Genomic DNA, 16,558 nt, shown 5'->3' with positions numbered 1-16,558 from the left:
GAAACATAGCTCCCCCTTATCCATAAAATTCACATCTATTCAGCGGCCTTTCTCACTCCTCCAACTTATCCAAAATCGCCTTTGCCTTCTCCGCATAAAAGCCATCCGTTTCCACGATCCTCTTTAAAGAGGAAAGTGCATTCTCCTTTTGGTGACTTTTTAAATAGGCCATGGACAAATACCATTCTGCCGGTTGAAAATAAAGGCATTTATCCCCCATCTCCACCAATGGTAGTAATCTGGCTATCGCATTCTCTGGATCATTTAGCTCTAAATAACAAATGGCCGAGAAAAAAGAGATCTCTTCGGTGAGAGTAGGCGCAGACTCAAATCCACGTAACGCAGCGATGTAATTCCCTTTCTTATACTCAACGAAGGCTTCCCGCAAAAGCTTATCCGGTTCATCGGAAACACTACCCCTAGAAACCAATGCCTCGTATCCGACAGGTTCATAATACATCAGATACAAACCTTCCATACTTTTAGACGGCGGCAGTAACAGGATCCGTGTCACGACCGCTACCAGCAATATAGCGGCCGCTACCCAAGACGCCCGATTCAAGAAACGCCGTCCGGAACGCTTTTCCTTCATGAACGCCTTCATCTCCTCCTCACTTGTCATCCGGAAAGCTTCCATCAACTCTCGATCCGCCGCGACATCTCGGATAGACTCCGCGATTAAAAGCGTCTCCTCATACTGATGAGACAAGAAGTCATCTTTTTCCAGATCCCGTTCGAAAGCCTGCATCTCACCCTCCGGCATCTCCCCTCTTATATATCGATCTATTCGATCTTGCCTATCCAAACTCATATTGATTTCTTTTTCTCACCTGTGATACCCATTTGTCTCAACACATCCGCGACTTTCCTCACGCATCTGTACTTTTGCGATTTAGCCACCGTAGCATCCTTATAGGACATCCGGGTAGCGATCTCGTCCATGCTAAACTTATCCCAATAAAAAGCGAAAAGAATATCCTTACAAGGAGATTCCATCGCGGCAACTATAGAATATATCCGGTCTTGCCACTCCGATAACATACCTTCCTCAGTTTCCCTCATGCTACGCTCATCCAGATCAACCGTCTCCCGCCTAGACTTGAAATAAGTAAGCGTCTTATGAAACCCTATCTGGAATAAATAAGTCTTGAGAGAACAAGAAGAACGTTCCTCATACTTTCCGTTTCGTATATTCTCATGCATGGCTATAAAAGCCTCTTGGTACAAATCCCGCAGATCCTCCATCGGCAACTCACCACATTGCTTACGGATAAAAGCGAAAAAATCCTCCTTGCAAGCATCATAAAACCAAGCGATCTTTCGCTCATATCCTATTTTATCATTTATATTCACGTCTATCCTCATTTTGTTATCTCAAACACAGGAGTTTGAAAAGGAGACATACGTCTCACTCTCTTGTCCACTTCCCGCAAGAACCGATCCGTATCCTCAGCCCAATCCGGCAAACGATCCAAAGCCTTACCGATCGAATACGATAAAACCCCATACCAACGCCCATCCACCTTACACTCACAGTTATCTTGGTACGACTTACAAGCGCTTAATACAATGATCGAAGCCCAATCTTCTTTTTGTTCCAACGGTGTATCCACATACCCATTACCGGGGACATCGGGAGGCATAAAGCCCAAATTAGCGGAGAAAATCAAGTTCGTTCCCCGGATCCATCGTCCTTCCACCTCATCCCCTCTAGTAGCCGAGGCACTATGACAAGCGTCCAAGGAAACCCAAAGCTTTCCTCTACCACCTAATCGTTTACGGATCTCCGTTAAATACGTATGAAGCTCATCATCCCTCAAATGAGATTCTCCCTCATATACGCCTTTCTCGTAATACATCTGGGCATCATAAGGGATCAAAGCCTCATCCAATCCGTCCGGCTCATCCCCATCCAAGTCCTCCATCTGCTGTCCATGGCAAGAAAAGTGAATCCAAACGGTATCTCCCGGATTCACGCTCTCCCGCAACCCTCTTAGGGCGGTCGTTATTCCTTGGTAAGTAGCCTCCTTATCTTTACATAACCGAATATCCGAAAAGCCCTGCCGCAAAAAACTCATACGTAGCAAACTCCAATCGTTATCCGCATGCAAAGAAGACCAACCCGAATGAGGCGGATACTCAGCGATCATCACACCCAGAACCCTGCGGGTTTGCGCCATACCGGAAAGTACCAACCACCATCCCATTCCCAGCAATACAACCGACCTGCCTATTCTCATCCAAATATCCAACTAAAGATCAAATACAATACATACAGAGAAACAAAGCCTAGAAACAGCTGGAAAATCATCCCGGCACACCCCAAGCTTCCCATCAGGAAACCACTCCAAAAGGCCTCTTTTTTATCTTCTTTCCGATCCTCAATCCGATACAGATAGACCGCATACAGCAGCCCCACCAAACAAATCACTCCGGCAATGCCCCACCAATTCATAATAATTTGTACTTTTACACAAAAGTATGAAATCGTATCCAACTTCTCGATATGGGTGTAAAGAAAAATATACAAGAAATGCTTGCCGCCATTCTCTATTTGTCAGGACACCTTTTCATGTACCTACTTGGTTTGCTGACTATCGGAACGATCTGCGTATGCGCCGTCCGTTTCTTTCTTCCGGATATCACGCATGCCTTTAATCAAGAACTAACAGAAAAGTCGGTCAAGCAATTGCTGGATAAAAATTATTTCAATCAAGTTCTTTGGCTATTACAAACCAAGCGAAGCACGATCGAGCGAATGCCCTCCGAAAAACAAGCTTTCTATCTATACGTAGAAGCAGAGGCCTACTCCGGTATCGGGGAGTTTCGCTTGGCGGAACAGCGTTATCTGCGCATGGTAGATCAAGCCCGCCTTACGGCAGGAAAAGACAGTGCGGGATATATGGCAAGTATTTTATCACTCGGCATGTTCTATCATCGTCTGGGTGACCGCCCTAAAGCGGAACAACTAGCCGGACAAGTTGTCCGTTTCAACCAAGCACATACCGATAAAATACCCGAAAGTTTCCGGATAGCAGCCCTTTGCCTGCAAAAAGGATCGGTATCCGAGCCATCGCTCCCACCTTTAAATAGGGAAGAAACCCACCAACTCACCCAAGCCACCCGTAAAGATTATGGGGAAGAACATCCTTTTTACGTGAATGCCCTGAAAAAAGAGAGCTTCTTTGCCGCGGCAGATCGAGATACGGCACGACTTAGGGAGCTCATCGGCGAACAAAACCGAGTCATCCGCACCATCTTGAACCGGAACTTCCTGTTCATGTCCACGCACCAGCAAACCTATCTATACCAAATGTACCAAAAAGACCTTATACAAACCTACCAACTCCAACACATCGCCCCGGATAAGGACTGGGCCGGCCATTGCTACGACAATGCCCTTTTCATCAAGGGGCTTTTGCTACGTTCCGGTCACCGCCTGCGTAATACGCTGGATAGCCAAAGCGACACGACCCTACTACAGGCTTACGATCAATGGCTCGCATGTAAACGAAAAATCTCTTATCTCGCCACCCAAAACAGCATGATCGCTAAAATAAAGCGCATGCTGGAAGAGGAAAAGGCCGAGAAACAAGAGAAAGAACTAGCCGCTCGAACACTCAACTGGCAAGAGGCGATCTCATTGGATCCCTTCAACTGGATGGATATACGGAAAGCCCTCTCTACAGATGAAGCTTGCGTCGAATATATCACCTACCCGAATAAGGGGGAAAATCATTACGCCGCCTTGCTTCTACGGTCGGACTTCGATAGGCCGCTCTTTATCCCGTTGTTCGAGGAAAAAGAGATAAGCCCCCTATTCCCGGCAGACACCTTGCCTATCCAAAATCAAATCCATACATTATATAATAAGGAGAATCTCTATCAAAAGATATGGCAGCCGATATCCGAATATGTACACGATATCAAACGAATCTATTACAGCCCTTCCGGAATCCTGCATAAAATCTCCTTTTCCGCTACCCTAGCCGGACACTTCCCGCAAAAAAAAGCCCCCTATGAGCTTTACAGGGTAAGTAGCACAAGGGAAATCATAAAGTTCAAGGAAGAGAGTAAATACCTTCCTCTCAACGCCACTCTTTTCGGAGCCTTACGTTATGACGCCCCAGAAAGCGCCTTACAGAAAGCGGCACAAGAGGCGACAACCCGAGAACGGCTCTCCCGACATCCTTGGGGTCCTCTTCGATACTCAGGTAGTGAGATCTACCAAATCAAGGCATTACTAGACAGCCTCCATATCCAAACAACCGCATACACCGGCCTGTCGGGAAATGAGGAAGCCTTCAAGTCGCTCGATCGATCCGATGCCCATATCCTTCATATCTCCACCCACGGTTATTTCTTGGAAGATGACAGCCTGCGAGTAAACCCCATGCTCCGATCCGGCTTGATTCTTTCCGGAGCGAACCGGGCTTGGCTACAGAAAGACATCATCGAGGGTATAGAAGACGGACTGCTCACGGCCGATGAGATCTCCCTGCTCCGTTTGGATCATCTTCGGCTCGCCGTTCTTTCCGCCTGTAATACGGCTCTAGGCTCGATCAATAACAGCGAGGGTGTCTTCGGCCTCCAACGAGCCTTCAAGCTAGCCGGAGCGCAAACCCTTATCATCAGCCTATGGCCCGTAGACGACCGAGCGACGGCTGAATTTATGATCACCTTTTACCAAGCTTGGCTAACTGGCAAAGATATGCGCACCGCCTTCACGGAAACCCAACACGCTTTCAGCGAGAGGTATGAGAATCCGTATTATTGGGCGGGGTTTGTGATGGTTGATTAAAAACTTTTCCAATTCGATTTTTTATCATACCTTAGCGAAACTATTCAAGCAAAAGGATACGGCTATGGAAGCAATCAGAAAATATCCGGTAGGAATCCAAACGTTCTCCGAGATCCGTACACGCAACTACGTGTACGTGGACAAGACGCAATACATCGTAGATCTCGTACAAAACGGAGCAAAATACATCTTTCTGAGTCGCCCCCGGCGATTCGGCAAATCACTCTTTGCCTCTACCTTACAAGCCTATTATGAAGGCAGGAAAGAACTTTTCGACGGACTTGCCATCGCCGCATATGAGACAGAATGGACCAAGCATCCTGTAATGCACTTCGACATGAGCGGAGCCAAGCATTATGACGCAAACTCGCTTGAAAACTATCTCAACCTGCAACTCATCCCCTATGAGAGACTTTACGGGAGAGACGAACAGGAGATCCATCCAAACGAACGACTGAGAGGCATCGTGGAGAGAGCTCATGAACTGACCGGGCAAAAGGCCGTGGTGATCATTGACGAGTATGACGCACCCTTACTGGATGTGGCACATGAGGAAAAGAACCTTCCCATGCTAAGACGTATCATGCAGAACTTCTACAGTCCGTTGAAGATGCTCGACCCTCATTTGGAATTCGTATTCCTGACCGGAATCACGAAATTCTCACAGTTAAGTATTTTCAGCGAGCTAAATAATATCAACAATATCAGTATGCTCGATCAATTCTCGGCCATTTGTGGTATCAGCAAGACCGAGCTACTTGATCATATGCGACCGGACATCCAAGCATTGGCAAACGCGCTTGATCAAAGCTTCGATAAGACCCTGAAGGAACTGACAGAATATTATGACGGGTATCACTTCAGTAAACAATCGGAAGACATATTCAATCCATTCAGCATGATCAAGGCATTAGCGAACAAGGATATCGCTCCCTATTGGTTCGGATCAGGAACCCCCTCCTACATCATCCAGACTTTGCAAAAGTATCATGTGAACGTGATGGATTTAGAAGGTAATGACGCATCAGTAGATGATTTTGATGTATCACCGGAACGCATGACATCCGCATTACCCTTACTCTACCAAAGCGGTTACCTAACCATCAAGGAATACAATAAACTAATAGGAGTGTACACTTTAGGGTATCCCAACAAAGAGGTACGCATAGGTATGCTCAAGTCTTTGGCGCCCAATTATCTTTCACCCATTACAACAGACAATAGCGGTTTCGTCTTCAAGTTCATGAAATGCTTGTATGCGGATAACATCGAAGGTGCGCTCATGGAGTTGCAAGCCTACTTAGCCTCTCTGTCAAACCGCCTATCCAATAAAAGCGAGAAGGATGTACAGACTATCTTTTACTTGATATTCAGTCTTCTTGGCCAATTCATCCAAGTCGAGGTAGAAAGTGCGATCGGCCGTGCTGACATCGTATTACGTATGCCGGAAACCCTCTATGTATTCGAGTTGAAGTTTGACAAGAGCACAGAGGAGGCGTTACGCCAAATCGATGAGAAAGGTTACCTGATTCCTTATACCACCAACGGACTGCGCTTGATAAAGGTAGGAATCAATTACGATAGCTCACAAAGGACGATCACGGAATGGAGGATCATAAATGGTTAATCTATCAACTTTTTTCAGGAAAGCTCACATGATACATATTATCGGTGTAAGATGTATCATCTTATTCATGTAAGATGTGTCATGTGAATCATATAAGATGTATCATCTGATATGGAATTCATCCAAGACAGGCAACTTGCATTGCTTTGAATTATATCGAACAGACGTTAAAATAAAAAAAGCTCCTTCCCTTGTTTACCTTTCGCCCCTCATCGCTATTCATAGTCAAAGAATATTTAATCAGATAGCGAATATGGAAAAGACACAAGTACACAACGTAATCATCCTCGACCGCAACGGTTCGATGAGTAGTATCCGGCAAGCGGCCATAGACAGTTTTAACGAGACATTGGCGGGAATCAGGAAAGCGCAACAGAAATTCGCCGATACCCAAGAGCATTTCATATCACTCGTGACCTTTTGTGGTTGCGAGATGAGAAATGTCCTTGACAAGACACCGATTTGCGAGGCTCACCCCTTACGATTGGAAGACTATGAGCCTTGTTGTTGCACACCCCTTTACGATGCGATGGGATTCACTTTTACGAACATACGTAAGTATGTCAAACCTATAAAAAACGCGGTAGTAGTAGTGACTATCATCACAGACGGGATGGAGAACGCCTCAGAAGAATACACAGGATCAAGTATCAAGCGACTTGTCGAGACACTCCGTACCGAAGGATGGACTTTCACCTATATGGGTGCCAATCAAAACTCGGTAGAGGTAGCCATGGAAATGGCCATCCATAACACCCGCGATTTCGCATACAGCGAGAAAGGCATCAACGCATGTATGCGGAAAGACGCAAATACCCGGATGAACTTCTTTTCCCGGCTAGCACAAATGAAGAAAAAGGAAGGTCTACGCTGTTATTGTTTGTCCGCCGAAGCCCTCCACTCTCACTACGCAACGCTGTTCGAGGAAGCGTTCGAGGAAGAAGAGAACAAGGAAGAATAAAACCGCAAAGCACATGTTTTCTCATTAACTTTCCTTATCTTTCTCGAAGAAAATTATACCGCTTCCTCAACGTCATCCCGGATTCACCAAATCGCCAAATTTCGGATAGACCACTACGGAGTGACAGAGAGGGGCGGTAGTACTTACTTAGCCAGAGAAGTAGTACTCCATTGGCAAAGTAATATATACTTCGTTGACAAAGTAAGTATATATTCTCCACGGAAATGAATTTACCAACAGTATAAGGCTTGCGCAAGAATCAAAGAAAAACATTTTCCAATAGAGACACAAATTTAATGTAATCTATTATGTAATAGCTTCTTATACAATACAGCAAGCCATAGGAACAATGCCTGTCAAATGAATAACTAATCATTTCCCAAATGAATAACTTACGACTACCCCTAGCCGTAAGTTATTCACTTGAGAAGCCATTAGTTATTCACTTAACAAGGCTTTAATTGGATCAATTCCAAGCCCCTCTGTGGGAATTTTCAGTATCTTAGGTGCATCGGTCTATGAAGCTAAGATACTTCGCCAATGAAGCTAAGATACTTTGACGATGAACCTAAGATACTAACATCGCCGTACGCCTAATTCATTCTTGAAAAAATCCACCACAATTGTTTACCTTTCGTACATCATTCTTATTCATAGACAAGAAACAGCCGCTCCTCAAAGCCTCCTAGGATTCACCCAATCGCCAAATTCGGACAGACCGTTACAAGGAGACTGAAGCAGAGTGGTATTTTTCAGATTAGGTACAATCTTAGTCAGGTTACTTAGAATACCTTTCGCAAAAGTTGATAGTCAATAAAACAATTACTACATTTGCGAAAATAACAAATCGAATTGCGAATGAATAAACAACAGAAGAAGAAAGACATAATAACATATTAGATAAAGCGTAAGCTTAGACTTGTAACGTTCAGAAAATCGCCAATTTAATGAATGCCAGTACAAGGGAATAAGTTGACGCTCATGTTCTATATACATGATGTATAGGCGTGAGCTTCCTTGTTGTACTGGTGGGTGTTTGGCGATACCTCTGAATCTAGCAAGGCGGTTATCACGCCTTTCTTTGTATATAAACATTAACAAATCATAATATGGAAGAGCAAAATTTATATTTAGAGTATTTAGAGAATCACCCTAAATGGAAGACTAAAGAAGGTTGGTTGGATCGAGAATATGACTCAAACCAAAATATCACTGAGTATATCGCCTATTTCTATGTGCTCAAATATGAAAACACATATATAGGCATATTAGAATCTACCCGTCCTAACGCAGCGACATACATATACTCATTCCCGGATACGTATATCCAGTTACGAACTTTTCTATATAAGACGCACCTTACCGAACCTTATATCAAAAGGGAGTTTTCCACAGAAGATAAAGAGGAAATTAAACGGATAGTGGCCGCATTGAACGATAAAGACTTCATAGAATGTTCAGACGAGGAAGAAGAACTCGATAACGAGTTAACATTCATCTTATCCTATAAACCTATTAAATACAGACACTATTTTATCGATGAAATAGAGCATGGAGACATAACGAAATGGAAAGCCCAATTAGAAAATACAATTAACAACTATTTAAAGGAGGGTAAACAAAACAAACAGAAAATTGAAGGACTATATAATGATGACGATGACGATGTAAGTAAAATTACTTCTGTCATGCGTGAATATATGTATGATGGAGGAATAATAAGCTCAATCGTATCAGAAATCATTAAGCCTTATGAAGAGAAGGAAAATTAGGAGTATGAGACAAATAGTAACAGCAAGTATGATCCTAACAATTTTTGTTTGTTAATCTTCTGGGAAATAGAAAGTAAGAATTTATCTTTTTAATTTGACTATACGATTATGAATACAATAACTGAATGGATAAATAACGACACAACAACTGTTGTTTTTTGTATTATTATCTTAAGTGTTTTCTTTTTCTTTCTTTTGCAAGCAATAGGATTGCAAAGGCTTTCTTTTCTTATAATAAAGATAAATAGCAAAGATGATATATTACAATCATTAGAAAACACAAAGCTAAATAATTTAAAACAGCAGTTTGAACAAACGATTAACATAAAAACCCCGAAAGGGAATAAAACAAATACACCCTCTTCCATATATTTTGATGAGTTTCATCTATGTAAAGCTTTTGATTTTAACCTGAGATTGTTGGATACAGCTGCCGGTACACTTGTCGGCTTAGGTTTGTTGGGAACATTCTTAGGCTTGACATTAGGTGTAAGAGGCATTGATATTACTGATTCCTCGAAAATATCAGAAAGTATAAAACAATTGTTAGGAGGAATGGGTACTGCATTTATGACTTCCTTATTCGGTATGGCTTTATCTTTGATCTATACGTTTGTAGATAAACAATGCAAACATAGTTTGGCTAAATCTCTTTCTGATTTTACAGAGCGATTGGATGATTTATATTATATTGACGATACCCGGTTAGCACAGTTGCAACAAGAAGAAATGATGACCAATTTCTATGGGAATGTAAGACTATTGATTGAAAAACAATCTACTGAAATTGTTAGGGAATTGAAAGGGACGCTTATTTATGACGATGCCAATGGAAATAAAGTTCCTGTCTGTAACGCAATTCGTGATATCCTTTTGGAAAACAACGAACAGTCTAAAGCCCTAAAATCATTCTCTACGGATCTTGCTATTGAAATGAATGATAGACTTGATGAAACAATGTCACGACAAATGCAAGAAAATATCATTCCACTGATGGGAGACCTTAATAAAACAGCGGGAGATATTGTTAAACATATTGACCTGTTATCAAAGGATATCGCATCACCAGCCACAGATATCATCGAGAAAGTGGTTGAAGAATTGAAAAAAAGCATTGATGTGGTCTTGAATGAGTTTAAAAGTAGTTTGTCCGGATCTGCTACAAAAGAACTTGAAAGACTGGCTTTACAATTGGGTTCAGCAACAGATGCCATGGCGAAATTCCCTCAGAATATGGAAGATATATCCTTAACGCTTCAAGCAACTATCAAAGATGTTCAAAGTGTTGTTTCTGAAATATCAAAGACATCGGCAACGGCTAACTCCGAAGCAATGCAAGAAATGCAAAAACAAACCACATTGGCGACCAATGCTATCCGTGATGCTATCAATGATCTCAAATCAGTAATGACTGATGTTTCTAATTCTACGCAGTTGCATAGTGAGCAAACGATTAACAAAATGTCGGACGCCACCCAGCAAATGACAGCGTTGGTTCAACAAACGGTTCAAAACATTTCCGGTGGCTTGTCTGATCAACAATTAAGCATATTATCCTTGCATGAAGGAGTAATCAATGAAATAAAGAATCTTCTAAAGACATTTGAAGTTGGATTGAACCATTTGGAAAAAGTGAACGGTTTACTTTTTCAAACAATGGGACAGTTTGGAGAGGCTCAAAATAGCATAACCGATACAACGATAAATCTAAAGGCAATATCCGGTAATATGGATGTCTCTACTAAGAAATTTTCAGATATTGTTATGGAGCATTCCAACAAAATCGGAGTCATACAGCAAGATACAGAACGAGGAATTGCCGCTGTAAAAGATATTTTACATAACGCAGATGAATTATCGGAAGGATATGTGAAGAAATTCGGAATCATAGAAGGCGGATTGCAGGGAATTTTCTCTCAAATCCAAAACGGATTGACAGAATATAGCCATATAGTCATAGCCTCTAATCAAAAATATTTAGAAAGTTATAGTGCAAGTTTGACACAAACAGCAGATGCTCTTTCTAATGCCATACAACAATTAAATGAAGTTGTAGAGATGTTAGTCGAATCTATTAATACGCGTAAGCAATGAAGAAAACAAATATACCATACGAAGAACGGGAAGAAAACGCATTTTCGCTTTCTACAGGGGATTTAATGGCCGGTTTACTTTTTATCTTTGTATTGTTGCTGATGAGTACTTTATTAAGGGTTGTCGAAACGGAAGAAAAACGCACAGGCATTGTTAATGAATATAATAATGTAAGAGATAGTTTGTATATTGATTTACAGAAAGAGTTTGAAAACGACTTAGTTGCTTGGAAAGCAGAAATAGACTCTTCTTTGGTTATTCGTTTTAAAGAACCTTCTACATTGTTTGATTACGACAAGTCTGTTCTTAAACCGGAATTTAAGAAGATATTAAATAACTTTTTCCTTCGATATATCAAAGTTCTTAGAGAGCCGAAATTTAAAGATCATATTACGGAAATAAGAATAGAGGGACATACCGATAGTAAAGGAGAATATTTCTATAACATGGAATTGTCACAAAACAGAACTCGAGCTGTATTGCAGTTTTGTTTCAACTTAATAGAGGAAGAAGAGATAAAAGAATGGGCAAAAAAACTAATTACGGCAAATGGATTATCTTCCAGTCGATTGATATTAAATGAAAATCGCGCAGTGAATGATAGTCTATCAAGAAGAGTGGAATTTTGTGTCAGGACGGATGCCGAAAGGCAATTGGAAAAAATCATGAAAAGTAATTTAGATTCAATACCCAAGAAATGAATGGCATATATAACATCCTAAATATAGACTTTAATTCGCTTTGTGATTATCCAAAGCTGGCCAATCTATCTGTTAATTACCAATTAGAAAAAAAGATTGAAGCCAATATCCGTAAATTGGGAGAAATAGAAAATTCTATTCAAATAGCGGATAATGTACCTTCTCCTTTAGACATTGATAAAATATTGAACAAAGTCCGTTGGTATGCACGGCAAGAGGAAAAAGTGGGTTTCTCAATGAGAGAGTTGAGAATCGTTTCCTTTTATATGGTCAAATTGCAGGGAGATACTATCTCTTACGATTATGCGATTGACTTATTAAGAAACAATTGGAAAAGTCTTTATTTTAGGGGACTGGTCTATTATGCTTTAAATTCTTGGAACACTTTATATAAAGAATATCGGATCAAAGTTTGTGAATTGATTCGTAAAAAACTATCTGAATACCAGGACCATAATAAAAGGTATCTCTTGCTAAAAGACCATGCTAATTATTTTGAAGAAGAAGGACCTTTAAGAATGTCTAAGTTGGTAACAATAAAAGAGATGAATTTATTTGATGCACCCCAAATCATTGGCTATAAATCATCTTCATTCACCCTTTCTTTCTATTCAGATGTAATCTTGTACTATTTGAAAGAAAAAGAGTATGACTTGACACTCATAGAAAAGATTCTTGAAAAACATGAATTAGACAGAACTAAAAAATTAATATTTTCCAATCTCGTCAGGATTGCAGATGAACTGGGAGATGAATTTTACCAAACACGTATCTGTAAACTTGCCAATCGATTTTTAGGTGATATTACTGTTTCACAAACCTGGATGCCTTTTATCGGTGCTACAGAAAAGGAGGTGGAAGAGTTACGTGAGGCAAAGGAGCTGGTTAATTTATGGTTTACTAAAAAAATCATTGAAACATTTTTTGAGGTCTGTGTACAAGATAAAACTCGGAAAAACTTCTGGTTAAAATATGTAAATTGGGTAAATGATTTTAAGGTGTTTGGATCGGCATTGATTGAATCCAAATTGAAAGCAGACAACCGTATAGGGAATATGTTGGGCCGCTTTTTTATGAAAACAAAATCTCGAAATTCACAAAATGCGGCATTGGCCTTATGTATCAGAGGAAAAGTACTAATAGAGTTTTCCGATGTGGGCAGATTGTATGTGTATGATGCACATCATCCGATAGTCAGAAAGATAAAAAGTTCAAGATCAATAGACTCATTAGAAGATTTAAAACGCCCGGAAATGAATAAACTTATTAATCTTATTAATTTTCAACGAAACAATTGGGGTCAGTTTAATAATTACGAATTTGAAGATGAAGGACATCTGAATCACCGTGGCGAATGGGAAATTCGTTTGGAAGGATGGATGAACGATAAGCTGAGAAATGACAACTTCGTATTCGTAGAATTTACTTCTCAAAAAGACAATGAAGTCTTTGTAGAAAAACCTATTCCTATTGAAGAGGTAGAAATAAGAAATCCAGAGGAGGAGACAACCGATTTAATAATTGAAAAATCAATTAAAACAAGGTTTCAAAGTCAATGGATATTTGGAGAAGAAAAATGCCGAGTTGTTACAAGCAAAAAAGGGTTCTATATTTTCGTTAAGGAAAGAGATGAATATATTTTTATTAAATCATTTGAATCCAGTGAACATCCCATAGGATATATTACGTTAACAAAATCAAGTTCTACTGATTTCCAAGGAATCATACATATTGATTCAAAAAAAACATACAAAGTAGGATATATTAAAAAAGACGATAATCAGCTAATTTTCAAAGAAGAAATAGAAGACAAAAAAGAGATAAAAATTAAAATTTATTGATATGCTAAGATTAGACATAAACAGTGACGGTTTTAATTTTACAGCCAGTCAAGGCGAATATTATATAGATTTTGCTGAATGGATAAATACGGATGACTGTATCTATTATTTCCCATTATCGACATTAAAAGATAATGGTTTTGCGACTATTCAGGAACAAACTTGCGTTGTTCCATTCGATAATATTTATCGGTTAGAACAAACAGACAGGGATTTGTTGGGCATTCCGAAGTATTACAACAAGGCAATGCGGTTAAGAGGGGAAGGAACGCTTAATCTTTCTGATTTCAACTATCAATTGGAATATTTGACACCTAAAGGAGAGCTAATTGAGCATAATCGATTAAAGAATATATTGATTACGTCTAATCAAAAATACCTTTTGCCAAAAACACAATATAGACTTGCTGAGTTAGTCAGTCGTTATAATCAAGCAAACAGCAATGAAAAAACATTTGACTATAACCTGCGGTGCTTTTCAGAAATAAAATCGTTAGCGATTGAATCCGGTTGTGAATTGGACAGTTATCTGCTCAATGAGAATGTATTTGTCCCAGAAAAGATAGCAATCCATATTGATGTGGATGATGAAGGTATCAAAGTTGAACCTTCGATAGATATTGAAGAAAAAGAGAAGTTTACAAGTACCTTCGGAAGAATGCGAAAAGTGCTCAGTGTTTATCCTCTATCGAAAGATAATGGAGAACGTGTACGAGTGGTCTTAAATCATCAACAAAAAGAAGATCTTGAAACGCTAAAGAAATCGGGAAGTAAATATAAATCAAAAGAGTTTGTGAAAGATCTTATAGAGCATCCAACAGCCTATTTTGATCCAAATGTATTCGACTTGTCTAATTTGTATAGTGACAGAGTGATTGATATCGGAGTCTATAAACCGAAGTTTTATCCTTTTATCTGTCCGTATAAAACAGAATGGATTGTTGTAGCAAAAATTACGACCTCTACTGGTGGAACCAATTATTTGGCAATCAAAACGAGAGAAGATTTAGAAGAATTATATGTCGCAATAAATAAAACCAAAGAACACAAAAAAGAGATAGTCAATTTTAGAAATAACCTAATAGCATTGGAAGACGCTGAATTGCTCGCTAAAAAGGCAGAAAAGCAATTGGAAAATCAGACTTCTCCGAATGGTGATTCACCGGTTGTTAAAGAAACACCTCCAGTTCTTCTTATTGAGGAGAATATTGAGAATGAAATATATATATGGGATAATATTCGGTTAAGACATGAAGATAAATATACCTTATATCCGAATCCCAATCTTCAAAAGAATATAACGCTGAAGACACATCAAGAGGAAGGTGTTGCATGGTTGCAACATCTGTATATGAATAATGCCGGTGGTTGTTTGTTGGCCGATGATATGGGGTTGGGTAAGACGTTACAAATTTTATATTTCATTGATTGGCATTCGCACGAACATCAGCAACACAAACCCTATTTGATAGTCGTTCCTCCTTCGTTGTTAGAAAATTGGGAGAATGAATACAAGCGTTTTTTTACCTCTCCGCATTTAAAAGTCAAGCGTCTTTCTACAAAAGAGGTCCCTCGCCAATTTGATGAAAAGGAGATAGAGAAAATGCAGAATATGGATATTATTCTGACCAATTATGAAACATTGCGTAACGCACAACTCAATTTTTGTGCCGTTGAATTTGATATTGTTGTTTTGGATGAAGCACAAAAGGTGAAAACACCGGGTACATTGGTGACAAATGCCGTGAAGGCATTAAAAAGTAATTTTAGAATAGCCATGACCGGTACACCTGTCGAGAATACATTAGTCGATTTGTGGTGTATCATGGACTTTTGTGTTCCTGGTTTGTTGGGTAATGCCAAAGAATTTGCAGCAAAATATCAAACTCCATTAAAGAACGAAGATACGGATATTGAAGAATTGGGCAATGAGATTCATAAACGCTTGGGTGTTTATTTGATGCGACGTATGAAAAAGGATGTGGCGAAAGACTTACCTGTTAAATATGAATTGAAACAAGAAATAGAAATGCCGGCAAAGCAGGAAGAAATTTATGAATCTGTTGTGGATGAATTTAATAATGAAGAAGATGGTAATATGCTGGAGACTATTTTGCGTATCCGGGAAATATCTGAACATCCGTATCTTTACGAGCATACGATAGGCCAACATGATGTACCGGAACTGATAAATGTTTCAGCACGTCTTCGTGCTACCATTCCGTTTTTGGATACAATAAGAGATAAGAATGAAAAGGTTATCCTTTTTGCGGAAAGAAAAGAAACACAAAGAATGTTGCAAAGAATATCTTTTGAACGTTATGGGATAGAAGCTAAAATTATTAATGGGGATATGCCTGCGAATGTATCGAACAGTAAATCAAGTAATAAAGTTTCACGTCAGAAAGCAATAGATGAATTCCAAAAAAAGGAAGGTTTCAATATAATTATAATGTCACCTATTGCGGCTGGCATGGGACTGAATGTAACAGCAGCCAATCATGTCATACATTATAGTAGGCATTGGAATCCCGCAAAAGAAAGTCAGGCAACAGACCGTGTCTATCGTATCGGTCAAACTAAGGATGTCTATATTTATTATCCAATGGCAGTGAGTCGTAGTTTTAAATCATTTGATAAAACACTGGACGAGTTGCTAAATAATAAAACAGCATTAGCGAATTCGACCATATTTCCCACTGAACAGATCGAAGTGAAACAAGCAGAAATTGGGAATACGTTATTTGGGAATGTGAAATAA

12 protein-coding genes are annotated in these 16,558 nt (G+C 39.7%); 8 read left to right on the top strand and 4 right to left on the bottom strand.

Annotation, left to right across the window (positions count from 1 at the left end):
- Window positions 1-52: 52 nt before the first annotated feature.
- Genes E5342_RS00805 through E5342_RS00790 form a run of 4 tightly spaced genes read right to left on the bottom strand, consistent with a single transcriptional unit; the run spans window position 53 to window position 2,455 of the window.
- Entirely contained in the window at window positions 53-811 is a 759-nt protein-coding gene (locus E5342_RS00805) for a tetratricopeptide repeat protein (protein WP_121734683.1), read from the bottom strand.
- A complete protein-coding gene (locus E5342_RS00800) occupies window positions 808-1,353 on the bottom strand; it encodes an RNA polymerase sigma factor (RefSeq protein ID WP_168354434.1) in 546 nt (181 codons plus the stop codon). Before E5342_RS00800 ends, E5342_RS00805 begins: the two co-directional genes overlap by 4 nt.
- A gap of 8 nt (window positions 1,354-1,361) precedes the next feature.
- Window positions 1,362-2,240: a caspase family protein gene (locus E5342_RS00795; protein ID WP_121734685.1), complete on the bottom strand. Its 879-nt coding sequence runs from the start codon at window positions 2,238-2,240 to the stop codon at window positions 1,362-1,364.
- The gene (locus E5342_RS00790; protein ID WP_087343024.1) at window positions 2,237-2,455 is read right to left on the bottom strand and encodes a hypothetical protein; all 219 of its coding nucleotides are present in this window, start codon (window positions 2,453-2,455) and stop codon (window positions 2,237-2,239) included. The genes E5342_RS00795 and E5342_RS00790 overlap by 4 nt, the downstream gene beginning before the upstream one ends.
- A gap of 51 nt (window positions 2,456-2,506) precedes the next feature.
- Between E5342_RS00790 and E5342_RS00785 the strand changes: the two genes are divergently transcribed.
- From E5342_RS00785 to E5342_RS00750, 8 genes are all read left to right on the top strand, one after another.
- Window positions 2,507-4,801, top strand: coding sequence for a CHAT domain-containing protein (locus tag E5342_RS00785; protein WP_135958608.1), 2,295 nt, complete (start codon window positions 2,507-2,509; stop codon window positions 4,799-4,801).
- 64 nt (window positions 4,802-4,865) lie between these two features.
- Entirely contained in the window at window positions 4,866-6,428 is a 1,563-nt protein-coding gene (locus tag E5342_RS00780) for an ATP-binding protein (protein WP_135958607.1), read from the top strand.
- Window positions 6,429-6,681: 253 nt separating this feature from the next.
- On the top strand, window positions 6,682-7,389 hold the full coding sequence (locus E5342_RS00775; RefSeq protein ID WP_135958606.1) for a hypothetical protein: 708 nt from the start codon (window positions 6,682-6,684) through the stop codon (window positions 7,387-7,389).
- 1,109 nt (window positions 7,390-8,498) lie between these two features.
- Window positions 8,499-9,161 (top strand): hypothetical protein, encoded by a 663-nt coding sequence (locus E5342_RS00770; protein ID WP_135958605.1) that lies wholly within the window; start codon window positions 8,499-8,501, stop codon window positions 9,159-9,161.
- 108 nt (window positions 9,162-9,269) lie between these two features.
- Window positions 9,270-11,255, top strand: a complete 1,986-nt coding sequence (locus tag E5342_RS00765; protein WP_135958604.1) for a MotA/TolQ/ExbB proton channel family protein — start codon at window positions 9,270-9,272, stop codon at window positions 11,253-11,255.
- Entirely contained in the window at window positions 11,252-11,956 is a 705-nt protein-coding gene (locus tag E5342_RS00760; protein ID WP_135958603.1) for an OmpA family protein, read from the top strand. Before E5342_RS00765 ends, E5342_RS00760 begins: the two co-directional genes overlap by 4 nt.
- Window positions 11,953-13,797 (top strand): EH signature domain-containing protein, encoded by a 1,845-nt coding sequence (locus E5342_RS00755; protein WP_135958602.1) that lies wholly within the window; start codon window positions 11,953-11,955, stop codon window positions 13,795-13,797. The genes E5342_RS00760 and E5342_RS00755 overlap by 4 nt, the downstream gene beginning before the upstream one ends.
- 1 nt (window position 13,798) lies before the next feature.
- On the top strand, window positions 13,799-16,558 hold the full coding sequence (locus tag E5342_RS00750) for a DEAD/DEAH box helicase (RefSeq protein ID WP_135958601.1): 2,760 nt from the start codon (window positions 13,799-13,801) through the stop codon (window positions 16,556-16,558).

Origin of the sequence: Parabacteroides distasonis, from assembly GCF_004793765.1 — a bacterium.
Classification (GTDB): Bacteria; Bacteroidota; Bacteroidia; order Bacteroidales; family Tannerellaceae; genus Parabacteroides; species Parabacteroides distasonis_A.
Note: the sequence above shows the minus strand (reverse complement) of the source record. Positions and strands in the feature narration are given on the sequence as shown.